Origin of the sequence: Streptomyces sp. NPDC002790 (assembly GCF_040295505.1) — a bacterium.
Classification (GTDB): domain Bacteria; phylum Actinomycetota; class Actinomycetes; order Streptomycetales; family Streptomycetaceae; genus Streptomyces.
This window is the reverse complement of the sequence record NZ_JBEOVM010000003.1, coordinates 160,629-182,703: the sequence shown is the minus strand read 5'-3', so window position 1 is coordinate 182,703 and position 22,075 is coordinate 160,629. Positions and strand designations below refer to the sequence as shown.

Here is a 22,075-nt window from a genome sequence, read left to right as displayed (position 1 = left end):
TGGTGGTTCGGGAAGTTCGGTGAGCGGTCCGTGACGTCAACCGACCGTTTCTGACGGCAACGTGACCCGATTGGTGCGCCGCTCCCCGTCCAGGACGCGCAGTGCCCGCGCGAGCGTGCTCGCGTGCACCCGGCTCTCGCCCCTCTGGTGCATCAGGTTCAGCGCGTCCCGCAGCTCGACCGCCCGGCTCACCAGCGCCTGCGCCGCGCGCAGTCCGCTGTAGGTGTCATCGCCCCGGGCCGGGTTGATCCGCGCGATGAGGTCGACCACCTCCAGATAGCGGTCCACGAGCTCGCACTCGGCGCGGGTCATCGCGGGCAGCGGCGGGAGCTCGGGCGGATACATCGGCCGATCACCTCGCGCCGGGGGAGCGCAGCGTGGTGGTCCGGCTCTCCACGACGTGGTCCACCAGGCCGTATTCGAGGGCCTGTTGGGCCGTCAGTACGGTGTCCCGCTCGATGTCCGCGCCGACCTGTTCCTTGGAGCGCCCGCTGTGCTCGGCGAGCAGCTCCTCCAACTGGTCGCGCATGCGCGTGAGTTCGCTCGCGTAGATCTCCAGGTCGCTCGGCTGCCCCTGGGCCGGCTCGGGCAGCGAGGGCTGGTCGATCACCACGCGCGCGCCGGGCAGCGTCATCCGCTTCCCCGGCGCCCCCGCCGCGAGCAGCACCGCGGCCACGGACGAGCACTGCCCCAGACACGTCGTCGCCACGTCGCAACTGACGTACTGCATCGTGTCGTAGAGCGCGGTCATCGCGCTGAACGAGCCGCCCGGGGAGTTGATGTACAGGGAGATGTCCTGGTCGGGCGCCTGGTACTCGAGGTGCATGAACTGCGCCATCACATCGTTCGCCGAGACGTCGTCGATCGGCGTGCCGAGGAAGACGATGCGCTCTTCCAGGAGCTTCGAATACGGGTCGAGGGTGCGGCTACCCGAGCTGGTGCGCTCGGTGAACTCGGGCAGGACGTAGCGGCCGGACGGACGGGTCATGGTGCCTCCTCCTCTGGACCTGCGAAAACGCTGTACCGGTAAAAATGTACAGGACGTACATGACGTACGATGAGGAGCATGGCCTATGAGATTCCGGTGACGCAAGCCAGGGCTGAGCTCGCCGACCTGATCAACCGCGTCGTGTACGGCAGCGAGCGCGTGGTCGTCACCCGGCACGGCAAGCCGCTCGTCGCCCTGGTCTCGGCCGCCGACCTGGAGCGACTCGAGGCGATGGGGGTCCACGCCGGAGATGTCGCGGATGAACCGGTGGTCACGTCCGTGTCACGAATTGGTACGGCGGCGTCCGCTCCGGGCGAACAGCAAAGGTTCGGTATTGCCGCCGAGCATCGCGGCCCCGAGCTGAGGTAGCGCGGTCGACGTTCAGCAATAAGACGGTCAAGCGTCGGTTAACGCCGTTGAAACTCCGCTGAATTAGCCTCCAACTCCAGGTCATCGGCCGCTTTTCGCGGCAGGGTCCGCACGGATGAGCGCCTTTGTTGTGTGTTACATCTAGACCCGTCGCGGTGGCCGCGGCAGCCGGGCCCGCACGGTCCGGCATGAAGGACTTGTGAGGTGGATCGTGCATTTGACCCCGCACGAGCAGGAGAGACTGCTCATCCATGTGGCATCCGACGTCGCCGAGAAGCGTCGGGCCCGGGGTCTGAAACTGAATCACCCCGAGGCGGTCGCACTGATCACCTCGCACATTCTCGAAGGCGCCCGGGACGGGCGCACCGTCGCCGAACTCATGGCCTCCGGACGCAAGTTGCTCACCCGTGACGACGTCATGGACGGCATCTCCGAGATGATCCACGACGTGCAGGTCGAGGCGACCTTCCCGGACGGCACCAAGCTCGTGACCGTCCACGAGCCGATCGTCTGACGGGGGAGCGGCAGTCATGATTCCCGGAGAAATACTCTTCGCCGACGAGCCGGTCGCATACAACGAGGGCCGCGACGTCACACGTATGACGGTGCTCAACGCCGCCGACCGTCCCATCCAGGTGGGCTCCCACTACCACTTCTACGAGGCCAACCCCGGCCTCGACTTCGACCGCGCCGCCGCCCGCGGCAAGCGGCTGAACATAGCCGCGGGCACCGCCGTACGCTTCGAGCCCGGCATCCCCGTCGACGTCGAACTCGTACCCCTCGCAGGCAATCGCATCGTCACCGGCCTGCGCGGCGAGACCGGAGGTGCCCTCGATGCCTGAGCTGTCCCGCGCCGCGTACGCCGATCTGTTCGGCCCCACCACCGGCGACCGCATCCGGCTCGCCGACACCGACCTGCTCGTCGAGATCGAGGAGGATCGCTCCGGCGGACCCGGCCTCTCCGGCGACGAATCCGTCTTCGGCGGCGGCAAGGTCATCCGCGAGTCCATGGGCCAGTCACGGGCCACACGCGCCGACGGCACCCCGGACACGGTCATCACCGGCGCCGTGATCATCGACCACTGGGGCGTCGTCAAGGCCGACATCGGCATCCGCGACGGCCGCATCACGGCGATCGGCAAGTCCGGCAACCCGGACACCATGTACGGCGTCCACCCCGACCTCGTCCTCGGCCCCGACACCGAAGTCATCGCGGGCAACGGCAAGATCGTCACCGCCGGCGGCATCGACACCCACGTCCACTTCATCTCGCCGACCCAGTTCGACGAGGCCCTCGCCTCCGGCGTCACCACGCTGGTCGGCGGCGGCACGGGCCCCGCGGAGGGCTCCAAGGCGACGACCATCACCCCCGGCTCCTGGCACCTCGCCCGGATGTTCGCGGCGATGGAGAGCAGCCCGGTCAACATCGGCTTCCTCGGCAAGGGCAACACCATGTCGAAGGAGTCCATGCGCGCCCAACTGCGCGGCGGCGCCGTCGGCTTCAAGATCCACGAGGACTGGGGCGCGACACCGGCCGTGATCGACGCCTGTCTCGACGTCTGTGACGAGTCCGGCGTCCAACTCGCCATCCACTCCGACACGTTGAACGAGTCCGGCTTCGTCCAGGACACCTTCGACGCGGTCGCGGGGCGCACGCTGCACGCGTTCCACGTCGAGGGCGCGGGCGGCGGGCACGCGCCCGACATGATCACCGCGGTGTCGCTGCCCAACATGCTGCCGTCGTCCACCAACCCGACGCGGCCGCACACCGTCAACACCGTCGAGGAACACCTCGACATGCTGATGGTCTGCCACCACCTCAACCCGGCGGTGCCCGAGGACCTGGCCTTCGCCGAGTCCCGCATCCGGCCCACCACCATCGCGGCCGAGGACATCCTGCACGACCTCGGCGCCATCTCGATCATGTCCTCGGACTCGCAGGCCATGGGCCGCGTCGGCGAGGTCATCATGCGGACCTGGCAGACCGCGCACGTCATGAAGCGACGCCGCGGCTTCCTGCCCGGCGACACCCGCGCCGACAACGCCCGCGCCCGCCGCTACGTCGCCAAGTACACGATCAACGCGGCCGTTTCGCAGGGCATCGACCACGAGGTCGGCTCCGTGGAGCCCGGCAAGCTCGCCGACCTGGTGCTCTGGGACCCGAAGTTCTTCGGCGCGAAGCCCCAACTCGTCGTCAAGGGCGGGCAGATCGCGTATGCGCAGATGGGCGACGCCAACGGGTCCATCCCCACGCCGCAGCCGATGCTGCCGCGCCCGATGTACGGCGCGTACGGCAGGGCGCCCCAGTCCAACTCGGTGAACTTCACGAGCGAGTGGGCGATCGAGGACGGGCTGCCGGAGCGGCTCGGGCTCGGCCGGTCGTTCGTGCCGATCCACTCCACCCGCGGTCGCGGCAAGTCCGACATGCTCAACAACGACGCCCTGCCGCGCGTCGAGGTCGCCGCCGACTCGTTCGCCGTGACCATCGACGGCGAGCTCGTCGAGCCCGCCCCGGCCGCCGAACTGCCGCTCGCGCAGCGGTACTTCCTGTTCTGATGCGGGTTCTTGTGAGCCGGGTGCGTACGTCATGAGCCGCGCCGCACTGCTCGTCCTGGCCGACGGCCGCTTCCCCGCCGGAGGGCATGCGCACTCCGGTGGGGCGGAGGCCGCGGTCAAGGCGGGCCGGATCACCGACGCGGCGAGCCTGGAGGCGTTCTGCCGGGGGCGGTTGCACACCAGTGGGGTCGTGACCGCTTCGTTGGCCGCTGCCGCCGCGCTAGGCATTGACCCCGCCGCGCTCGACGAGGCTGCCGACGCGCGTACGCCGTCGGTCGCGCTGCGGGCCGTCGCGCGCAAGCTCGGGCGGCAGATGATGCGGGCCGCGCGTGCCACCTGGCCGCACCCCGAACTCGACGCCCTGGCACGGCAGTTCCCCAAGGGGGCGCATCAGCCCGTCGTGCTCGGGCTTGCCGCGAGGTCGGCGGGGCTTGGGGCGGAGGATGCCGCGTATTGCTCCGCGTATGAAGGGGTGGGTGGGGCGGCGACTGCCGTGGTGCGGTTGTTGAGCCTTGATCCGTTCGATGCGACCGGGGTGCTGGCGCGGCTTGCGCCTGAGGTTGATCGGGTGGTGGCGGATGCCGTGGAGGCGGCGCGGCGGGTGGTTGATGTGGGGGTTGATGCGCTTCCTGCGGGGTCGGCGCCGCTTCTGGAGATTGGCGCGGAGGCGCATGCGGCTTGGCCCGTGCGGCTCTTCGCGTCCTAGCGGAAGTCGCCCCCGCCGCCCCTTCCCATTCCCGACCCCCGGGGGCTTCGCCCCCGGACCCTCTTGTCCTCAAACGCCGGACGGGCTGGATAGAGCCGGCCGGATGTCCTCAAACGCCGGACGGGCTGGAAGAGCCGGCCGGGCCGACCGTGAGGTCGGAAAGATTGGAGTTGTGGATCAGCATGCACCTTGGGCACTCTCACGACGAAGCCTCCGCCGTTTCCGCCGATGCTCGGCGGCCCGACGGGACGCGGCGGGCGCTGCGGATCGGGCTCGGTGGGCCCGTCGGTTCGGGGAAGACCGCCACCGTCGCCGCGCTCTGCCGCGCGCTGCGCGAGGAGCTCTCGCTCGCCGTCGTCACGAACGACATCTACACGCGGGAGGACGCCGCGTTCCTGCTGCGCGAGGCCGTGCTGCCGCCCGAGCGGATCACCGCCGTGGAGACGGGCGCCTGCCCGCACACCGCGATCCGTGACGACATCTCCGCGAACCTGGAGGCCGTCGAGGACCTGGAGGACGAGGTCGGCCCGCTCGACCTGATCCTCATCGAGTCCGGCGGCGACAACCTCACCGCCACCTTCTCCAAGGGCCTCATCGACGCGCAGATCTTCGTGATCGACGTCGCGGGCGGCGACGACATCCCGCGCAAGGGCGGCCCCGGTGTCACCACCGCGAACCTGCTGGTCATCAACAAGACCGACCTCGCCCCGTACGTCGGCTCCGACCTGGCGAGGATGGAGGCCGACGCCAAGGAGGCGCGGGCCGAACTCCCCGTCGTGCTCCAGTCCTTGCGCTCCGAGGTCGGCGTCGGGGACGTCGCGGCCTGGGCCCGGGAGCGGCTCGCCGCGTGGACCGCGTGAGCGCGGGCGTCCGCTCCACCGCCCGGATCGTCTCGCGCGGCGACGGGCGGGGCGGCACCGCGCTGCCCGTCATGGAGGCCGAGGGCTCGTTCGCGCTGCGCCGCACGCGCGGCGCGAGCGCCGGTGAGGCCCGCGTCATGCTCGTCGGCGCCATGAGCGGCCCGCTCGGCGGCGACCACCTCACCGTGGAGGCGCGCGCCGAGGAGGGCGCCCACCTGCACGTGGGCTCCATCGCCGCGACCATCGCCCTGCCGGGACAGGCCAAGGACGAGGCCCACTACGACGTACGCCTCGACGTCGCCGACGGGGCCCGACTGGACTGGCTGCCCGAGCAGTTGATCTCGGCGGGCGGGAGCGACCTGCGAGTCGCCACGCGCGCCGATCTCGCGCCGGGCGCGCGGCTCGTGCTGCGCGAGGAGCAGGTGCTCGGGCGCGTGGCCGAGGAGCCGGGCCGGCTCACCAGCCGCCTCACCGTGTACCGGGCCGGACGTCCGCTGCTCGACCAGGAGCTGGCCTGCGGCCCGGGCGCGCCCGGTGGCTGGGACGGTCCCGCCGTCCTCGCCGGTCACCGGGCCCTCGGTCAACTCGTCGTCGTACGCCCGGAGTTCGAGACGGACAAGCCGTCCGCCGCCCTGCTCGACGAGGCCGGAACGGCCGCGCTCACGCCCCTGGCGGGCCCCGCCGTGCTGGTCACGGCGGTCGCGCCGGACGCCCTTCGGCTGCGCCGGACGCTCGATGCGGCGCTGGACCGACTGGCCTGAACCGCTCACCGGGGCGAGTTATACCGTTTATCGGATTGGTAAAGAACGCCCGCTGTCTCTGTTGCCAGGGGCCCCGCACGCGTCAGGATCCGCGTACCGATCAGCAACACGATCGACGTACGGATCGAATCGATGTGCGGGAGGCCTCACTTGAGACGGACCAGACAGACAGCGCGCGGCAGCCGGAAGGCGGTGATCGGCTCCGCGGGCGCGTTCGCCGCGGCGGCGCTGATAGCGGGCGCGGTCACCGCCCCCGTCGCCCAGGCCGACGCACCCAAGTCCGGCAGCAGTACCGCCGAACGCCAGGCGCGCGGCGCGGCCTTCGCCGCCGCCAAGGCCGCGAAGGCCGGCGTCGACTGGAAGGACTGCCCCGCGGACTGGGGCCTCGACAAGCCCATCCAGTGCGGCTGGGTCAGCGTGCCGCTCGACTACACCAAGCCGCACGGCAAGCAGATCAAGCTCGCCGTGGACCGCATCGGCAACACCGGCACCAAGGGCGAGCGCCAGGGCTCCCTCGTCTACAACCCGGGCGGTCCGGGCGGCTCCGGCATGCGCTTCCCGACGCGCGTGACCACCAAGAACCCGATCTACGCGAAGATGGCGAAGGCCTACGACCTCGTCGGCTTCGACCCGCGCGGCGTCGGCCACTCCGCGCCGATCTCCTGCGTCGACCCGCAGGAGTACGTCAAGGCGCCCAAGGCCGACCCGGTCCCCGACTCCGAGGCGGACAAGCTCGCCCAGCGCAAGCTCGCCAAGGAGTACGCGGACGGCTGCTACGACAAGAGCGGCGAGATGCTGCCGCAGATGACGACGCCGAACACCGCGCGCGACCTCGACGTCATCCGTGCCGCCCTCGGTGACAAGAAGCTCAACTACCTCGGCGTCTCCTATGGCACCTACCTGGGCGCTGTCTACGGCACGCTCTTCCCGGGCCACGTCCGCCGCATGATTGTCGACAGCGTCGTCAATCCGGCCAAGAGCAACATCTGGTACCAGGCGAACCTGAACCAGGACATCGCCTTCGAGGGCCGCTGGAAGGACTGGCAGGACTGGGTCGCCGCGAACGACGCAACCTTCCACCTCGGCGACACGCGCGCCAAGGTCCAACAGCAGTGGGAGACCCTGCGCGCCGCCGCGAAGAAGAGCCCCATCGGCGGGGTCCTCGGCCCGGCCGAGCTGATCGCCTTCTTCCAGAGCGCGCCGTACTACGACTCCTCGTGGGTCCCGGTCGCGCAGACCTGGAGCAAGTACGTCGCCGGCGACACCCAGGCCCTGGTCGACGCCGCCGCCCCCGACATGTCGGACACCGCGGGCAACGCCGCATCGGAGAACAGCAACGCGGTCTACACCGCGGTCGAGTGCGCCGACGCCAAGTGGCCCACCAGCTGGTCGAAGTGGGACAAGGACAACACGGCGCTCGACAAGCAGTACCCGTTCATGACGTGGGCCAACGCGTGGATGAACCTGCCCTGCGCCACCTGGAAGACCAAGCAGCAGACGCCGCTGGACGTGAAGACCGGCAAGGGCCTGCCGAAGGTCCTCATCGTGCAGTCCACGCGTGACGCCGCCACCCCGTACGAAGGCGCCGTCGAGCTGCACAAGCGCTTCAAGGGCTCCCGCCTGATCACCGAGAAGGACGCGGGCTCGCACGGTGTCACCGGTCTGACCAACCCCTGCATCAACGACCGGGTCGACAACTACCTGCTCACCGGCGAGACCGACGCCAAGGACGTGACGTGCGCACCGCACGCCACGCCCAAGCCGTAGCGATCCGTTAGATCCGTTAGCCCTACGCGGCCGATGACGCCAGCCAGGCGTCCTCGGCCGCGTAGTCGAAAAGACCGGTCGTGTACGACGCGACCATTTTCGGGAAGCCGGTCTCCCAGTCCTGCTCCCGCAGCCGCGCGGTCAGCCACTCGACCGTCTCGGGGAGCGCGTCAGCGTACGTCGTCACCGGCTTGTACCCCAACTCCCGCTCGGCGGCCGACATGTCGAGGACGAGCGGGTGGGGCAGCGACCACGGAGTGTCCCCGACGGTCGGAGCCGGCGGCGGCCCGGACACGAGCACGGTCTCCGTCTCCACCCCCATCAACGCGTCGATCATCGTGCCGATCCCGGCGACGGTGGGGCAGTCCGGGTCGGCGGCGTTCAGCACCCGCGATCCCGGCCGCGCCGCGGCCACCCGCACCAGCTCCGCCAGGTTCCTGGCGCTCGCCGGGTTGAAGCGGCTCTCCCCGTCGAACGCGAGCACACGCCTGCGGCGCCCGTCGAGGTTCCGCTTCACGAAGTACAGCTCGCGCGGCGTGCGACAGTACGGTCCGTGCACCGCGGACGGCCGCAGCAGGGTCGTCGGCAGCGCGTCACCGAGCGCCAGCAGATCCCGCTCCAACCGCACCTTGCGCGTCCCGTACGTCGCGTCGCCCGGCGCGAGCGTCCGGTCGGTCTCCTTTACGGGGCCGTCATAGCGCGGCCAGCCGTCCGGCTCGCCCTGCGTGTCGAAACTGCGGCCTTCCGCGTCCTGGTAGACGGCGCCGCTGGAGATCACCACCGCCGAGCCGATCCGGCCGGAGAGCCCCGCGAGCTGCCGCCCGTGCTCCCGCGTGAAGGCCACCATGTCGACGACGAGGTCGACCCCGTCCCCGACCAGCTCCGCGAGCGCCGCGTCGTCCTCCCGGTCCAGCCGCACCGCCCGCACCCCGTCCGGCCACTCCGCGTCCCGCCCGCCACCGCGCGAGGCCGCCGTCACCTCCCAGCCGTCCTCCGCGAGCGCCCGTACCGTGGGCCGTCCGATCTGCCCTGCCGCACCGATCACCAATGCCTTCTTCATGACCGGACCGTACGTCGGCGGGGCTCGCCCACACCCCGGAATCTGCTCAGCGCAGAGCGGGGAACCCAGAGGTCGACCGAAGTGAGGTCAACTCAGCGGCAGCCGCGGGAACTTCCGGGCCTTCTCCTCCTCGGCCTCCGCCTTCACCAGGGCCGCGTACTTGTCCACGTACTCCTGCCCGGACAGCTCCAGGATCGCGTACATGATCTCGTCGGTGGCCGCCCGCAGGATCGCCTTCTCGTCGTCCATCCCGGCGTAGCGCGAGAAGTCGATCGGCTTGCCGAACCGGATCGTCACCCGGCGCATCGTCGGGATCTTCTGGCCGGGCGGCTGCGCCTCGAACGTGCCGATCATCGCGCACGGCACGACCGGAGCCCGCCCCTTGAGCGCCATCGCGGCGACGCCGACCTTGCCCTTGTACAGGCGTCCGTCGTGCGAGCGCGTGCCCTCCGGGTAGATGCCGAGCAGCTCCCCGCGGCGCAGCACCCCCAGGCCCTCGCGGATCGCCGCCTGGCCGGCCTCCTTGCCCGAGCGGTCGACCGGGATCTGGCCCGCGCTGCGGAAGAACGCCGCGGTGAGGCGGCCCCTGAGGCCCGGCCCGGTGAAGTACTCGGCCTTCGCCAGGAACGTGATCCGCCGCTTGATGATCGCGGGCATCAGGAAGTGATCGGCGAACGACAGATGATTGCCCGCGACGATCGCGGCGCCGGATTCCGGTATGTGCTCCAGGCCCTCGATCCGGGGCCGGAAGAGCAGCCGCAGCAGCGGCCCGAGGATCACGTACTTGAGCAGCCGGTAGAACATCCCGATCGCCTTCCCCCACATGCCACTTGGACCGCTTGTACTGCCGCGTGTACCGCTGCGTGCTTGCGCACAGTAACCAATCGGGAGCGTCGGCGCGAGAGCCCGATCGGGTGCTCTCCGGGGCCTGATCGGCGCGTCCGCTTGGCGGTGGCGGCCCCGGCGGGTGCTGTGTTCCCACCCTGACGTCCCAGCACCGGAGGTTTTCCGTATGCGTTCCGTCTTCGCGGCCGCTGCCGTGTTCCTGTCCCTGGCCGCTGCGGCCCCTTCGGCTGTCGCCGCGACCAACGGACCCGAGCAGCCGCGCGAGCTGTTCCTGACCGTCTCCGGCGCCGAGAACACCTGGGTCCGGGGTGTCCACCTGAACTGTGTGCCGCGGCCCTCGGGGCAGCACCCGCACGCCGCGGAGGCCTGCGCGGCCCTCGATGCGGCCGGTGGCGACCTGGACGCGCTGCCGGTCGAGCAGCAGATGTGCACCCAGGTGTACGACCCGGTCACGGTCGAGGCCACCGGCACGTACCGCGGCAAGGCAATCGCCTGGCACAAGACCTTCGGCAACGCCTGCACGATGGAAGCCTCGACCGGCTACGTCTTCCGCTTCTGACCCCCGTTCCCCGGAGGTACCGGCTTTCAGCTGCTGCGGGACGCCACCATCGCCACAGTGAGCAGGCCGAGCACCACCCAGCCGAACCACAGCCACCCGTTGCTGCCGAGCGCCACCGTGTAGGCGGTCACGGCCACCAGGCCGCCCACGGTGAACGCACCCATCGTCTTCGTGGAACCGGGCATAACGCACCCTCCTCCCAGCAGCCGGACATGTCCGACCGCGACCAGGAGGCCATACTCACCCGTAACGGGGTAGCGGCGCTACTGCCACGCGCGCGTGGCGCTACTGTCCGCGCGCGTTGAGGGAAGCCAGATAGGCGTTGTAGGCCGCCAGTTCCTTGTCGCCGTCCCGGTCGGCGGCGCGGTCCTTGCGGCGAGCCTGCCGGTCGTCCGACTTCTTCCACTGGAAGAGCAGGGCAAGCAGCACCAGGACCGACGGCACCTCGCTGAACGCCCAGGCGATGCCGCCGGCGGCGGTCTGGTCGGAGAGCGGATCGATGCCCAGCGAGGCCGGCGGGTTCTCGAACGTGCCGACCATCGTCGTCGACGCCATCATCAGCGCGATGCCGAAGAAGGCGTGGAACGGCATGCCCGCGAACAGCTCCAGCATTCGCATCACATAGCCGGGCCGGTTCGGCCCCGGGTCCACGCCCATGATCGGCCAGAAGAACACCAGGCCGACGGCGAGGAAGTGCACCATCATCGCGAGATGGCCGACCTTGGACCCCATGAGGAAGTCGAAGAGCGGCGTGAAGTAGAGCGCGTACAGGCTCGCGATGAACAGCGGGATCGTGAACGCGGCGTGCGTGATGATCCGCATGTAGCGGCTGTGCAGCAGCCACAGGAGCACCTCACGGGGCCCCTTGCTGCCGCGCTTCGCGGACACCGGGAGCGCCCGCAGGGCGAGGGTGATCGGGGCGCCCATCAGGAGCAGGATCGGCGACAGCATGCTGATGACCATGTGCTGCACCATGTGCACGCTGAACATGACCATGCCGTAGTCGTTCAGCTTCGTGCACATCACCAGACCGATGGTGAGCACGCCCACGACGAACGAGATCGTCCGGGACACCGGCCACGCGTCACCGCGCCGGGCCAGCCGCACGACGCCGTAGCCGTACAGGGCGAGCGCGAGGAGGCACCCGACGAGGAAGAAGGGGTCGGCCGACCATTCAAGGCCACGCCCCAGCGTGAACGGCGGCAGATCCATGTTCATGCCGTGCCCGCTGTGATCCATCCGCCGGCTCCTGTTGCTCGTTTCGTACGGATTGTGCGCACCCAGACTAGAACTGCCCCCGGCCGCTGCTTCGGCCGGGGGCAGTTCTGTGCGGTTCGGGCGGGGAGTGGATCAGAGCACGCACTCGGCTTCGGCGTACCGCTCGTCCGGCACCGTCTTCAGCGTCTCCACGGCCTCGGCCAGCGACACCATCAGGATGTCGGTGCCACGCAGGGCGGTCATCTTGCCGAACTCGCCGCGGTGCACGGCCTCCACGGCGTGCCAGCCGAACCGCGTCGCGAGCACCCGGTCGTACGCGGTGGGGGTGCCGCCGCGCTGGACATGGCCGAGGATCACCGGTCGGGCCTCCTTACCGAGGCGCTGCTCCAGCTCCACGGAGAGCTGCCGGGCGATGCCGGCGAAGCGCTCGTGGCCGTAGACGTCCTTGGCGCCCTCGTCGAACGCCATCGATCCCTCGCGCGGCTTGGCGCCCTCGGCGGCGACGACGATCGCGAACTTCTTGCCCGCCTCGAAGCGTTCACCGACCTTCGCGGCCAGCTCCTCGACGTCGAAGGGGCGCTCGGGGACGACGACGGCGTGCGCGCCCGCGGCCATGCCGGAGTGCAGCGCGATCCAGCCGGTGTGCCGGCCCATGACCTCGACGATCAGCACGCGCTGGTGCGACTCGGCGGTGGTCTTGAGGCGGTCGAGCGCCTCGGTGGCGACGCCGACGGCCGTGTCGAAGCCGAAGGTCACGTCGGTGACAGCGATGTCGTTGTCGATCGTCTTCGGTACGCCGACGATCGGGAGGCCGCTGTCCGAGAGGAGGCGGGCCGCCTTCAGGGTGCCCTCGCCGCCGATCGGAATGATCGCGTCCAGGCCCAGGTCCGCGACGTGCTCCTTGGCCCGCTCGATGCCGTCGCGCAGATGCGCGGGCTGTACGCGGGAGGAGCCGAGGATGGTGCCGCCGCGGGCGAGGATGCCGCCCACCGCGTCGAGGTCCAGCTTGCGGTAATCGCACTCGAGCAGGCCCTTCCACCCGTCGTGGAAGCCGATGACCTCGTCGCCGTGATCGACGACGGCACGGTGCACGACCGAGCGGATCACGGCGTTCAGGCCGGGGCAGTCGCCTCCGGAAGTGAGGACACCAATACGCATAAGCCCGGATTACCTTTGCAAACGTGGGCCGATGGCCGGACTGCGTCGTCCGGCTGGACCCCCGTACCTTATCGGCGTCCGGGGGCCCGTCCGCACCGGGCGTCCGACTGGTGGACCGGCCCGCTCACATGGGCACGGACGTGCACCGAAGGGCCCGCCGGCCGTGGCTACGCCGGCTGCGTCGTGGCCGCCGAGATCCGCTCGTTCCTGAGCTCCTCGTACCAGTGGTCGTTCACCGGCGGCAGCGCGTTCACGTCGAGCGCCAGCTTGATCAGCAGGTCGGCGATCTGCGGATTGCGCGCGAGCACGGGCCCGTGCATGTACGTGCCGAAGACGGTGTCGTTGAAGGCGCCTTCGGTGCCGTCCCCCGTCCCGTTGCCCTTGCCGATCCGGGTGCGGGCGAAGGCCCGCGCCGTGGGACCGAGGTGCGTGATGCCCTGGTGGTTCTCGAAGCCGGTCAGCTCCGGCAGGCCCAACTCCGGGTCGATGTCGCCCAGTACGTCACCGACGCAGCGCTCGCCCTCGCCGCGCGTCGAGACGACGTCGAGCAGGCCGAGCCCGGGCTCGCGCTCACCGAGGTCGTTCACGAACTCGTGGCCGAGGATCTGGTATCCGGCGCACACGGAGAAGACGATCGCGCCGTTGGCCACCGCGCGCTGCAGGCCGCCGTCGCGGCGCAGCCGCTCCGCCGCGAGGCGCTGCGGACGGTCCTCGCCGCCGCCGATGAGGTAGATGTCGCCGGAGGTCGGCACCGCCTGGTCGCTGCGCACGTCGTAGCGCTCGACCTGGAGGCGGCGCTGCTGGGCGCGGCGCTCCACCACCAGAGCATTGCCCTGGTCTCCGTAGGTGCTCAGGAGGTCGGGGTAGACCCACACGAGGCGCAGGCTGTTGTCACTCATGCTCATGATCCTTCGCTGTCGCGTTCTTCGTGGGGCCCGGTCAGTTGCCCACGCGGCGGCGGACGTCCTGGAACGCGGTGTAGTTGGCGATCAGCTCGATGCGTCCCGGGGGTGACATCTGCACGGCCTCGTCGAGCGTTTCGCAGACCCGGAAGTCCAGTCCCGCGACCTCGAGCCGGACCGCGAGGTCGAGCCGACGGTCGCCGATCACGCAGATCGGGTGGCCGGCCAGGCGCGTGTAGTCGACGTCCCACAGCCAGGAGGTATCGGTGCCGTCGGCGCCCCGCGCGTTCACCGAGAGGATCACCGGGGTCGGCGGCGGGTCGATCAGCGTGAACGTTTCGAGCCAGCCCGCAGGGTTCTTGGCGAGCAGCAGCCGCAGGTCGCGCTCCTGGAACTGCACGACGTCGTAGCGGCCCGCCACCGCCTGCACCTTGTACATGCGCTCCAGGGCGACCTGCGGGGGTACCCCGAAGCAGGCGGCGACGGCCGCGGACGTCGCCGCGTTCGCCTTGTTGGCGCGGCCCGGCAGCTGGAGGTTGATCGGCCAGGCGGAGCCGTGCGGGTCGATGACGTGGTCGCCCTGGAGCGCCCAGCTCGCGAGCGGGCGGCGGAAGCCGCACTCGCCGCAGAACCAGTCGTCACCGGGGCGCTGCATCACACCGCCGCACGCCGGGCAGGACCAGGCGTCGTCCTTCCACTCCTGGCCCGCGGCGACCCACACCACGTTCGGCGAGGAGGAGGCGGCCCAGACGATCAGCGGGTCGTCCGCGTTCGCGATCACGATGGCCTTCGAACCGGACAGGCCCTCGCGCCACTTCTCGGCGAGCATGCGGGTCTCACCGGCGCGGTCCAACTGGTCGCGCGAGAGGTTGAGCAGCGCGATCGCCTTCGGGTCGGTGTCGCGGGCGACGCCGACCAGGTACTTCTCGTCGACCTCGATCACGCCGTACTTGGCGTCGCCGCCGCCGGCCAGGGCGGAGGTGATGCCCGCCGGCATGTTCGCACCCAGTGCGTTCGACACGACGGTGCCGCTGGCGCGCAGGGCCTCCGCGAGCAGTCGCGTGGTCGTCGTCTTTCCGTTCGTGGCCGAGACGAGCACCACTTCCAGGTGCTGGGCGACCCGCGCGAGCAGCTCGGGGTCGAACCGCAGCGCGACCTTGCCGCCGATCACCGATCCGCTGCCGCGGCCCGCCGCCCGCGACACCGCGGCCGCGGCCCGGCCGGCCGTCACGGCCAGCTTGGCGCGCGGAGTCATCGGCTCCGAGTTGCCTGCCATTTTCCTGGGTCCTCCTTGCGTACGGCGCCGCGCCTGCCCCCGGCATCGTTTATGGGCTCAGCCTATCGAGATCCTCTGACAAGCCCGAACAGCGGCACCACCAGCGCTTCGTGGTGCACTCAGGACCGTACCCTTACCGGCATGCGACACGGCTCGATCCCGGGCGCCTCAGGGCGCGTACGACCCCTGACCCTGCTCGGTGAAACCGTGCTGCACCAACCCTGCGCGCAGGTCACGGACTTCGGCCCGGCCCTCGCGCGCCTGGTGGAGGACCTGTTCGCCACGATGTACGCGGCGCAAGGGGTGGGCCTCGCCGCGAACCAGGTCGGCGAGGGACTGCGGGTCTTCGTCTTCGACTGTGAGGATGACGACGATGTGCGCCACGTCGGCCACGTCGTGAACCCACGCCTGGTCGAGGCCGACGGCGAGATGATCCGCGGCCCCGAGGGCTGTCTGTCGCTCCCCGGCCTCGAGGCGGGCACGCCCCGCTTCGACCACGCGCGCGTGGAGGGCCACGACCTTGGCGGCGAACCGCTGGTGATCCACGGAACGGGCTGGTTCGCCCGCTGCCTCCAGCACGAGTGCGACCACTTGGAGGGGCGTACGTACACGGAGCGGGTCACCGGATGGCGGCGCAGGAAGGTGCTGCGTCAGGCGGCGAAGGCGCCGTGGGCCACGTGAGCTGCTGAGCCGGCGCCGGCCACGTGGGCTGCTGAGCCGGCGCCGGCCACGTGGGCTGCTGAGCCGACGTCGGCCACGTGGGCTGCTGACGGGGCGTCGGGCCGGTCAGAAAGCGGGGCCGCCCGCCTTGTCGCCCGCCGCGGCGAGCCGCCCCCACAGCAGGTCGGCGAGGCCGCGCACCAACTCGGCGCGCTCGCACGGGCGGTCGCCGAGCCACCAGTCGCCCGCGGCGTGCATCATGCCGACGATCCCGTGCCCCCAGACGCGCGCGAGCTGCTGGCTGCCGGGGCCGAGGTCCACGCGCTCCTCGATGACCTCGGCCAGCTCCTCGCCCATGCGGCGTAGCAGCGGCGCCGAGTGCTGTCCGACGTCGAACCCGGATTCGGCGGGGGAGCCCTCCGACGGATGCATCAGGAAGCGGTAGACCTGGGGGCGGGCCTCGATCGCCGCCAAGTACGTGTCGAGCGTCGCCTCCACGCGCTCGCGCCGCTCCGCGGGCGCGTCCAGGGCGGCCCGCAGCGAGGCGAGCAGTGCGTCCGTGTGGCGCGTGGCGAGCGCGGCGTAGAGGCCGCCCTTGTCGCCGAAGTGCCGGTACAGGATCGGCTTGGTGATCCCGGCCTCCGCCGCGATCGCGTTCATCGAGGCGCCGGGTCCCTCTCGGAGAACCACGCGGTCCGCGGCCTCCAGCAGCTCGCGCCGCCGACGCTCGGCGGCGGACCGTTGGTCCGCGCGCTGATCGGTCCGCTGTGTGGTCTCCATGAAATCTCCCCGCCCCGTGCGATTGCCTGACGCACGCGAAAGGTAACACCCACCGGACATCCGGTATCGAACGCGTACTCGGAGGTTGACAGAGGCTACTCGTCAGTAACAGACTCGAGTTACCTTAAGTAACACAGTATTGCGTGCGCCCTGGAGGGGTTATGGCCGAGTTCACCATGGATCTCAACGACGAGCAGAAGGAAGTGCGGGACTGGCTGCACGGCTTCGCCGCCGATGTGATCCGCCCCGCGGCCGCCGAGTGGGACGAGCGCGAGGAGACCCCCTGGCCGGTCATCCAGGAAGCGGCCAAGCTCGGAATCTACTCCCTGGACTTCTACGCGCAGCAGTTCTTCGACCCGTCGGGCCTCGGCATCCCGATGGCCATGGAGGAGCTGTTCTGGGGCGACGCGGGCATTGGCCTGTCCATCGTCGGCACGGGCCTCGCCGCGGTGGGCGTGCTCGCCAACGGGACCGAGGAGCAGATCGGCACCTGGATTCCGCAGATGTACGGCGACGTGAACGATGTGAAGGTGGCCGCCTTCTGCTCCTCCGAGCCGGATGCGGGCTCCGATGTCGCCGCGATGCGCACGCGTGCCGTCTATGACGAGGCCAAGGACGAGTGGGTCCTGAACGGCACCAAGACGTGGGCGACGAACGGCGGCATCGCCAATGTCCACGTGGTGGTCGCCTCCGTGGACGCGGAGCTCGGCTCCAAGGGGCACGCCTCGTTCATCGTGCCGCCGAACACCCCCGGCCTGTCCCAGGGCCAGAAGTTCAAGAAGCACGGCATCCGCGCCTCGCACACCGCAGAGGTCGTCCTGGAGAACGTCCGCGTTCCCGGCTCCTGCCTGCTCGGCGGCAAGGACAAGCTCGACGAGCGTCTCGCCCGCTCGCGCGAGAAGGCCAAGAAGGGCGGCGAGCGCGTGAAGAACGCCGCGATGGCCACCTTCGAGGCCTCGCGTCCCGCCGTCGGCGCCATGGCGGTCGGCACGGCCCGCGCCGCCTACGAGGAGGCCCTGGAGTACGCGAAGACGCGCGAGCAGTTCGGCCGCCCGATCATCGACAACCAGGGCGTAGCCTTCCAGCTCGCCGACATGCGCACCCAGATCGACGCCGCGCGCCTCTTGGTGTGGCGTGCCTCCTGGATGGCGTCCACGGGCAAGAAGTTCGAGAACGCCGAGGGCTCCATGTCCAAGCTGTTCGCGAGCGAGACCGCGAAGAAGGTCAGCGCCCAGGCCGTCCAGATCCTCGGCGGCAACGGCTTCACGCGCGAGTACCCCGTGGAGCGCATGCACCGCGACGCCGCGATCTACACGATCTTCGAGGGCACGAGCGAGATCCAGCGCCTGGTCATCGCCCGCACCCTCTCGGGCATGCCGATCCGCTAGGGACTGTCGTTTCGATCAGCCCGTCTTCGCCTACGCGTCCGTGGTGCCCAGGACGCCGGCCAGCGCGGAGGCGGGGTCGGACGTCGCCGGTCCGGCGGGGGCCCAGCGGCCGCGCTGCTTGCGGTACGGCCACCAGCGCCCGTCCCGGCCGAGCCGCAGTTGGGCCTGCCCGTCGGCGGTGCTCCAGCGGCCGCGGGCGGCCTTGAGGTCGGGGCGCTCGTCGTCGTCCCAGGCAGCGTCGAGCGCGGCACGCGCGCGTGCCAGGCCTTCCGCGTCAGGCGCCCACTCCTCGTCCAGTACGTCGAGTGCGGCGGCGCCCCCGTACTCCCAGGCGTGCACGGCGAGCGTCAGGCCCTCCCGGCCGCGGCCACCGACCTCGGCGAGCCGTGCCCGGATGTGCGGCACGGGGGCCGCGGAGGCCAGGCGTACGGCGTCCTGCGGCACGGTCAACTCCGGTGACGAAAGGCGCTGTTCGTGTCCCGGGGACAGCGCCTCCGCGAGCAGCCGGTGCGCCTCGGCAGCTGCCCGCGCGCCGAGGAAGCCGAGCGCCTCGACGTCCGTGCCCGCGGGCGCCGGTGTCTCCGTGTCGAGCGACGGCGGCAGGCCGGGCTCGTCGGGTAGCGGTGGCGGCCCCGGCAGCGGCGGCAGCACGATCGCCGACGCGTACGCCTCGGCCGCGTCCACGCCCTCGGCCTCCCGGTCCTCGCGCGGCGCTTCCGGTGCGGCGCGTACGGTGCTGCGCACCTGAAGCTCGTCGAGCAACGCGCGCTCGCCGCGCCCGCGCAGCAGGAGCAGCACGAACGGGTCCTGGTCCAGCAGACGGGCGAGCTGATAGCTCAGCGCCGCCGTGTGCGCGCAGTGGTCCCAGGCGTCGCAGTCGCAGCGCGGCTCCAAGTCGCCGATCCCCGGCAGGAGTTCCACACCCGACGCCGAGGCGTCCTCCACCAGGTGCGGCGGCATGTCGCGGTCCAGAAGCGCCGCGATGTGTCCGGCCCGCGCGGCCGCCATCGTCAGGAAGCCGTCCCACTCGTCCTCGTCCAGGCACTGCAGCAGCACGTCCGAGCGGTGTGTGGCGCCGCCGCGGTCCTCCACCACCGCGGTGATGCGACCCGGCAGGACCGACACCGCGCCCACCGCCCCCGCGCGCGCGAGGCGGCGCCCCGCCTTCAGCTGCGCGGTGTCGAGTGCGGTGTCCTCCAGGGCCTTCAACCAGGCCTGCCCCCACCAGGTGTGCGCGAAGCCCCGCCCGTGCGCGGGCGGCAGCGCCGCGAACGTGCGCATCTCGTCTTCCATGTGGCTCATCGGGTGCCCCCTCGCAGCTCGACCAGGTCCGCCAGTTCCGCGTCGGTGAGTTCGGTCAGCGCCGCCTCGCCGGAGCCGAGCACCGCGTCCGCCAACTCCTGCTTGCGGACCAGCATCTGCGCGATGCGGTCCTCGATCGTGCCCTCGGCGATCAGCCGGTGCACCTGCACCGGCCTGGTCTGCCCGATGCGGTACGCGCGGTCGGTGGCCTGCGCCTCCACGGCCGGGTTCCACCAGCGGTCGTAGTGCACGACGTGCTCCGCGCGCGTGAGGTTGAGCCCCGTCCCCGCGGCCTTCAACGAGAGCAGGAACACGGGGACCTCGCCCTCCTGGAAGCGCCGCACCATGGCCTCGCGCTCCGCGACCGGGGTGCCTCCGTGGAGGAACATCACCGGGACGCCGCGGGCCGCCAGGTGCCGCTCCACAAGGCGGGCCATCTGTACGTACTGCGTGAAGATCAGCACGCCGGCGTCCTCGGCCAGGATCGTGTCCAGGAGCTCGTCGAGGAGTTCCAGCTTTCCGGAGCGGCCGGTGATGCGGGGCTTGTCCTCCTTGAGGTACTGCGCCGGGTGGTTGCAGATCTGCTTGAGGCCGGTGAGGAGCTTGACGATGAGTCCGCGCCGTTCGAATCCCGCCGCCCCGGAGATCTCCGCGAGCGTCTCGCGGACCACGGCTTCGTAGAGGCCCGCCTGTTCGGCGGTGAGGGACACCGCACGATCCGTCTCGGTCTTGGGCGGCAGCTCCGGTGCGATGCCGGGATCGGATTTGCGCCGACGCAACAAGAAGGGCCCGACGAGTTTGGCCAGACGCTCCGCGGCCGCCGGGTCCTTGCCGCCCTCGATCGCCTGGGCGTAGCGCGTGCGGAACGTGCCGAGGCGGCCAAGGAGACCGGGCGTCGTCCAGTCGAGGAGGGCCCACAGCTCGGAGAGGTTGTTCTCGACCGGGGTGCCGGTGAGCGCCACGCGTGCGCGTGCGCCGATGGTGCGCAGCTCCTTGGCCGTCGCGGAGTAGGGGTTCTTCACGTGCTGCGCCTCGTCGGCGACGAGCATCCCCCAGGCAGCGGTGCCGAGTTGGGCGGCGTCGAGGCGCATCGTGCCGTAGGTGGTGAGCACGAACTCCCCGTCCGCGAGTTTCTCCAGGGAGCGTCGACCGCCGTGGAAGCGGCGTACCGGGGTGCCGGGCGCGAACTTCTCGATCTCGCGCTGCCAGTTGCCCATCAGGGACGTCGGGCAGACCACGAGCGTCGGCCCGGCGCTCTCCGGGGCGCTCTGGCGGTGCAGGTGCAGTGCGATCAGCGTGATCGTCTTGCCGAGGCCCATGTCGTCGGCGAGGCAGGCGCCGAGGCCCAACGAAGTCATGTGGGCGAGCCAGTTGAGCCCGCGCAGCTGGTAGTCGCGCAAGTCGGCGTCGAGCGCGGCCGGTTGGCCGACCGCCGCCATGCCCTCGGGGTCGGTGAGGCGGTCCCGCAGGGCCGTGAGCCAGCCCGTGGGCCGCACGTCGACCCGGCGACCCTCGACCTCCGCCGAGCCCGTGAGAACGGCGCTCAGCGCGTCGACCGGGGTGACCTTGCGGTCCTGGTGGGAGCGGGCGCGGCGGGCCTCCGCCGGATCGATCAGCACCCACTGGTCGCGCAGCCGTACGACGGGACGGTTCGCCTCGGCGAGCACGTCCAGCTCCGCGCGGCTCAACTCCTGGCCGCCGAGGGCGAACCGCCAGTCGAACGCCAGCAGCGCGTCGGCCGACAGGAAGGACGGGGCGCCGGAGGACAGGCCGTCGGCGCCCTCGCCCTCGTCTCCGGCCTCTCCCTCGACCGGGCCGATCACCGCGCGGGCCGTCAGCTTGCGGGCCAGCTCCTTGGGCCAGTGCACCTCGACGCCGGCCGCGGACAACGCCCGCGCGCCCTCGCCGAGCAGCTCCGTGACCTCCTCGTCGGCCAGTTCGACGGCGTCCGGCACGGCCGCGGAGAGCAAGGGCGCGAGCGGTGTCCACGCGCGCGTGGCGCGGCGCAGCGCCAACAACGCGTCCATACGGGCCCGGTCGCCGAAGGCCCGCCCCGAGGTTCCGGACCCGGCCCACACCTGTGCAGCGTCCGCGATCAGCGTGGGATCGCTGACGCTGTGCAGTTGAAGCACCGCGCGGAACGGGACGCGGGGCTCGTCGTCCGCGATCTGTTCGAGTCCGGGGACCTCCACGCGCAGCGAGATCCGCACCCCCGCGTCGAGCCCCGCCGCGACATCCCCCGCCCACGGGCGCAGCTCGGGCACCCGTTGCGGTTCCCGTGCCGCGAACGCGGGTGCGCCGGCGGCGTGCGCGGCGGCGGGGGAGCGCGGCAGGGCGTCGGTCACCGCGTCCAGGAACGCGCGCAGCAGCCGCTCCGGGGTGTGCAGGCGCGGCGGCTCGTTCCCGTCCAGCGGCACGGCGTGCGCCTCGGGCGGCATCGCGGCGGCCAGCTCCCGGACCCGGTCGAGGTCGTCGGCCCCCAGCGGGCCTGCGCGCCACGCGTCGTGCCCCTCGGGGCTCACCCCCGGCAACAGCAGGCCGCGGGCGACGAGTTGGAGCGCCAGGAAACCGGCCGCTCCCCAGAAGGCCGCCGTCGGGTCGGCGTCCGCGGTGTTACGCGCGCGGGTGAGCACCGGCAGCGCGGCGCGCACGGGCAGGGTGACGGCCGGTACGGTCACCCGCTCCACGGAGTCCTCGCCGGGCAGCGCGAGGTGCAGCTCGCCGCGGGTGCCCGCGTCCGGTAGTGGCGGCTCGCCGCCTTCGGGGCGCCAGAAGGCGACGGTCGACGTGCGGGCCGGGTCGGAGGGGGTGAACACGACGCCGCAGCGCGCGAGTTCGGTGATCTCGGAGGGGGTGGGCGGAGCGGTGTGGGTGTGCTCGGAGATGGCGACGTCCTCGTGTTCATCAAACTTGACTACT

Annotated in this window: 23 protein-coding genes; 11 read left to right on the top strand and 12 right to left on the bottom strand. The window is 71.0% G+C overall.

All coding sequences use genetic code 11. The features are described 5' to 3' along the window. Positions 1 to 36: 36 nt before the first annotated feature. Positions 37 to 345: a hypothetical protein gene (locus ABT004_RS03345; RefSeq protein WP_351331122.1), complete on the bottom strand. Its 309-nt coding sequence runs from the start codon at positions 343 to 345 to the stop codon at positions 37 to 39. A gap of 7 nt (positions 346 to 352) precedes the next feature. Beyond that, the gene (locus ABT004_RS03340) at positions 353 to 988 is read right to left on the bottom strand and encodes an ATP-dependent Clp protease proteolytic subunit (protein ID WP_351331121.1); all 636 of its coding nucleotides are present in this window, start codon (positions 986 to 988) and stop codon (positions 353 to 355) included. A 78-nt stretch (positions 989 to 1,066) separates the two neighbouring features. Here ABT004_RS03340 and ABT004_RS03335 point away from each other — a divergent pair, with 78 nt between their 5' ends. The 8 genes from ABT004_RS03335 to ABT004_RS03300 all read left to right on the top strand — a co-directional run bounded on the left by ABT004_RS03335 (position 1,067) and on the right by ABT004_RS03300 (position 8,007). Then, positions 1,067 to 1,357, top strand: coding sequence for a type II toxin-antitoxin system Phd/YefM family antitoxin (locus tag ABT004_RS03335; RefSeq protein ID WP_351331120.1), 291 nt, complete (start codon positions 1,067 to 1,069; stop codon positions 1,355 to 1,357). 211 nt (positions 1,358 to 1,568) lie between these two features. Then, a complete protein-coding gene (locus ABT004_RS03330) occupies positions 1,569 to 1,871 on the top strand; it encodes an urease subunit gamma (protein WP_351331119.1) in 303 nt (100 codons plus the stop codon). Between the two features lie 16 nt (positions 1,872 to 1,887). Beyond that, the gene (locus ABT004_RS03325) at positions 1,888 to 2,199 is read left to right on the top strand and encodes an urease subunit beta (RefSeq protein WP_351331118.1); all 312 of its coding nucleotides are present in this window, start codon (positions 1,888 to 1,890) and stop codon (positions 2,197 to 2,199) included. Next, a complete protein-coding gene (locus ABT004_RS03320) occupies positions 2,192 to 3,913 on the top strand; it encodes an urease subunit alpha (protein ID WP_351331117.1) in 1,722 nt (573 codons plus the stop codon). Before ABT004_RS03325 ends, ABT004_RS03320 begins: the two co-directional genes overlap by 8 nt. Positions 3,914 to 3,944: 31 nt before the next feature. Further along, positions 3,945 to 4,619, top strand: coding sequence for an urease accessory protein UreF (locus ABT004_RS03315; protein ID WP_351331116.1), 675 nt, complete (start codon positions 3,945 to 3,947; stop codon positions 4,617 to 4,619). 182 nt (positions 4,620 to 4,801) lie between these two features. Beyond that, entirely contained in the window at positions 4,802 to 5,479 is a 678-nt protein-coding gene (ureG, locus tag ABT004_RS03310) for an urease accessory protein UreG (RefSeq protein ID WP_351331115.1), read from the top strand. Next, complete coding sequence (locus ABT004_RS03305) at positions 5,467 to 6,240, top strand: urease accessory protein UreD (protein ID WP_351331114.1); 774 nt, start codon at positions 5,467 to 5,469, stop codon at positions 6,238 to 6,240. Before ureG ends, ABT004_RS03305 begins: the two co-directional genes overlap by 13 nt. 150 nt (positions 6,241 to 6,390) lie before the next feature. Next, positions 6,391 to 8,007 carry an alpha/beta hydrolase gene (locus tag ABT004_RS03300; protein WP_351331113.1) on the top strand — a complete coding sequence of 539 codons (1,617 nt, stop codon included), beginning with the start codon at positions 6,391 to 6,393 and terminating at the stop codon, positions 8,005 to 8,007. A 22-nt stretch (positions 8,008 to 8,029) separates the two neighbouring features. Here ABT004_RS03300 and ABT004_RS03295 read toward each other — a convergent pair whose 3' ends face one another. Then, positions 8,030 to 9,067 (bottom strand): NAD-dependent epimerase/dehydratase family protein, encoded by a 1,038-nt coding sequence (locus ABT004_RS03295; protein ID WP_351331112.1) that lies wholly within the window; start codon positions 9,065 to 9,067, stop codon positions 8,030 to 8,032. Between the two features lie 87 nt (positions 9,068 to 9,154). Then, a complete protein-coding gene (locus ABT004_RS03290; protein ID WP_351331177.1) occupies positions 9,155 to 9,871 on the bottom strand; it encodes a lysophospholipid acyltransferase family protein in 717 nt (238 codons plus the stop codon). Between the two features lie 208 nt (positions 9,872 to 10,079). Here ABT004_RS03290 and ABT004_RS03285 point away from each other — a divergent pair, with 208 nt between their 5' ends. Next, the gene (locus ABT004_RS03285; RefSeq protein ID WP_351331111.1) at positions 10,080 to 10,472 is read left to right on the top strand and encodes an SSI family serine proteinase inhibitor; all 393 of its coding nucleotides are present in this window, start codon (positions 10,080 to 10,082) and stop codon (positions 10,470 to 10,472) included. Between the two features lie 26 nt (positions 10,473 to 10,498). Here the strand turns inward: ABT004_RS03285 and ABT004_RS03280 are convergent, their stop codons facing one another. The 5 genes from ABT004_RS03280 to ABT004_RS03260 all read right to left on the bottom strand — a co-directional run bounded on the left by ABT004_RS03280 (position 10,499) and on the right by ABT004_RS03260 (position 15,026). Further along, complete coding sequence (locus ABT004_RS03280) at positions 10,499 to 10,657, bottom strand: hypothetical protein (protein ID WP_326020160.1); 159 nt, start codon at positions 10,655 to 10,657, stop codon at positions 10,499 to 10,501. A gap of 100 nt (positions 10,658 to 10,757) precedes the next feature. Next, the gene (locus ABT004_RS03275) at positions 10,758 to 11,711 is read right to left on the bottom strand and encodes a cytochrome c oxidase assembly protein (RefSeq protein ID WP_351331110.1); all 954 of its coding nucleotides are present in this window, start codon (positions 11,709 to 11,711) and stop codon (positions 10,758 to 10,760) included. 111 nt (positions 11,712 to 11,822) lie between these two features. Beyond that, positions 11,823 to 12,848 carry a 6-phosphofructokinase gene (locus ABT004_RS03270; RefSeq protein WP_351331109.1) on the bottom strand — a complete coding sequence of 342 codons (1,026 nt, stop codon included), beginning with the start codon at positions 12,846 to 12,848 and terminating at the stop codon, positions 11,823 to 11,825. A 167-nt stretch (positions 12,849 to 13,015) separates the two neighbouring features. Beyond that, positions 13,016 to 13,747 carry a type 1 glutamine amidotransferase gene (locus ABT004_RS03265; RefSeq protein WP_351331108.1) on the bottom strand — a complete coding sequence of 244 codons (732 nt, stop codon included), beginning with the start codon at positions 13,745 to 13,747 and terminating at the stop codon, positions 13,016 to 13,018. A 40-nt stretch (positions 13,748 to 13,787) separates the two neighbouring features. Continuing rightward, positions 13,788 to 15,026 carry a Mur ligase family protein gene (locus ABT004_RS03260; RefSeq protein ID WP_351331107.1) on the bottom strand — a complete coding sequence of 413 codons (1,239 nt, stop codon included), beginning with the start codon at positions 15,024 to 15,026 and terminating at the stop codon, positions 13,788 to 13,790. Between the two features lie 141 nt (positions 15,027 to 15,167). Here ABT004_RS03260 and def point away from each other — a divergent pair, with 141 nt between their 5' ends. Next, a complete protein-coding gene (gene def, locus ABT004_RS03255; RefSeq protein ID WP_351331106.1) occupies positions 15,168 to 15,707 on the top strand; it encodes a peptide deformylase in 540 nt (179 codons plus the stop codon). 105 nt (positions 15,708 to 15,812) lie between these two features. Here the strand turns inward: def and ABT004_RS03250 are convergent, their stop codons facing one another. Next, positions 15,813 to 16,466, bottom strand: coding sequence for a TetR/AcrR family transcriptional regulator (locus ABT004_RS03250; protein WP_351331105.1), 654 nt, complete (start codon positions 16,464 to 16,466; stop codon positions 15,813 to 15,815). Positions 16,467 to 16,627: 161 nt separating this feature from the next. Here ABT004_RS03250 and ABT004_RS03245 point away from each other — a divergent pair, with 161 nt between their 5' ends. Further along, entirely contained in the window at positions 16,628 to 17,854 is a 1,227-nt protein-coding gene (locus tag ABT004_RS03245) for an acyl-CoA dehydrogenase family protein (RefSeq protein ID WP_351331104.1), read from the top strand. A gap of 30 nt (positions 17,855 to 17,884) precedes the next feature. Here the strand turns inward: ABT004_RS03245 and ABT004_RS03240 are convergent, their stop codons facing one another. Together ABT004_RS03240 and ABT004_RS03235 are read right to left on the bottom strand one after the other, a co-directional pair. Next, the gene (locus ABT004_RS03240; protein WP_351331103.1) at positions 17,885 to 19,156 is read right to left on the bottom strand and encodes an SWIM zinc finger family protein; all 1,272 of its coding nucleotides are present in this window, start codon (positions 19,154 to 19,156) and stop codon (positions 17,885 to 17,887) included. After that, positions 19,153 to 22,041: an SCO1167/SCO6262 family helicase gene (locus ABT004_RS03235; RefSeq protein WP_502966953.1), complete on the bottom strand. Its 2,889-nt coding sequence runs from the start codon at positions 22,039 to 22,041 to the stop codon at positions 19,153 to 19,155. The genes ABT004_RS03240 and ABT004_RS03235 overlap by 4 nt, the downstream gene beginning before the upstream one ends. Positions 22,042 to 22,075: the final 34 nt, after the last annotated feature.

What these genes read in the sequence shown, in the direction of transcription:
- ABT004_RS03345 (WP_351331122.1), bottom strand. Translation starts at nt 345, where the DNA reads ATGTATCCGCCCGAGCTCCCGCCGCTGCCCGCGATGACCCGCGCCGAG.
- ABT004_RS03340 (WP_351331121.1), bottom strand. Translation starts at nt 988, where the DNA reads ATGACCCGTCCGTCCGGCCGCTACGTCCTGCCCGAGTTCACCGAGCGC.
- ABT004_RS03335 (WP_351331120.1), top strand. Translation starts at nt 1,067, where the DNA reads ATGGCCTATGAGATTCCGGTGACGCAAGCCAGGGCTGAGCTCGCCGAC.
- ABT004_RS03325 (WP_351331118.1), top strand. Translation starts at nt 1,888, where the DNA reads ATGATTCCCGGAGAAATACTCTTCGCCGACGAGCCGGTCGCATACAAC.
- ABT004_RS03320 (WP_351331117.1), top strand. Translation starts at nt 2,192, where the DNA reads ATGCCTGAGCTGTCCCGCGCCGCGTACGCCGATCTGTTCGGCCCCACC.
- ABT004_RS03315 (WP_351331116.1), top strand. Translation starts at nt 3,945, where the DNA reads ATGAGCCGCGCCGCACTGCTCGTCCTGGCCGACGGCCGCTTCCCCGCC.
- ureG (WP_351331115.1), top strand. Translation starts at nt 4,802, where the DNA reads ATGCACCTTGGGCACTCTCACGACGAAGCCTCCGCCGTTTCCGCCGAT.
- ABT004_RS03295 (WP_351331112.1), bottom strand. Translation starts at nt 9,067, where the DNA reads ATGAAGAAGGCATTGGTGATCGGTGCGGCAGGGCAGATCGGACGGCCC.
- ABT004_RS03290 (WP_351331177.1), bottom strand. Translation starts at nt 9,871, where the DNA reads ATGTTCTACCGGCTGCTCAAGTACGTGATCCTCGGGCCGCTGCTGCGG.
- ABT004_RS03285 (WP_351331111.1), top strand. Translation starts at nt 10,080, where the DNA reads ATGCGTTCCGTCTTCGCGGCCGCTGCCGTGTTCCTGTCCCTGGCCGCT.
- ABT004_RS03280 (WP_326020160.1), bottom strand. Translation starts at nt 10,657, where the DNA reads ATGCCCGGTTCCACGAAGACGATGGGTGCGTTCACCGTGGGCGGCCTG.
- ABT004_RS03275 (WP_351331110.1), bottom strand. Translation starts at nt 11,711, where the DNA reads ATGGATCACAGCGGGCACGGCATGAACATGGATCTGCCGCCGTTCACG.
- ABT004_RS03270 (WP_351331109.1), bottom strand. Translation starts at nt 12,848, where the DNA reads ATGCGTATTGGTGTCCTCACTTCCGGAGGCGACTGCCCCGGCCTGAAC.
- ABT004_RS03265 (WP_351331108.1), bottom strand. Translation starts at nt 13,747, where the DNA reads ATGAGTGACAACAGCCTGCGCCTCGTGTGGGTCTACCCCGACCTCCTG.
- ABT004_RS03260 (WP_351331107.1), bottom strand. Translation starts at nt 15,026, where the DNA reads ATGGCAGGCAACTCGGAGCCGATGACTCCGCGCGCCAAGCTGGCCGTG.
- def (WP_351331106.1), top strand. Translation starts at nt 15,168, where the DNA reads ATGCGACACGGCTCGATCCCGGGCGCCTCAGGGCGCGTACGACCCCTG.
- ABT004_RS03250 (WP_351331105.1), bottom strand. Translation starts at nt 16,466, where the DNA reads ATGGAGACCACACAGCGGACCGATCAGCGCGCGGACCAACGGTCCGCC.
- ABT004_RS03245 (WP_351331104.1), top strand. Translation starts at nt 16,628, where the DNA reads ATGGCCGAGTTCACCATGGATCTCAACGACGAGCAGAAGGAAGTGCGG.
- ABT004_RS03240 (WP_351331103.1), bottom strand. Translation starts at nt 19,156, where the DNA reads ATGAGCCACATGGAAGACGAGATGCGCACGTTCGCGGCGCTGCCGCCC.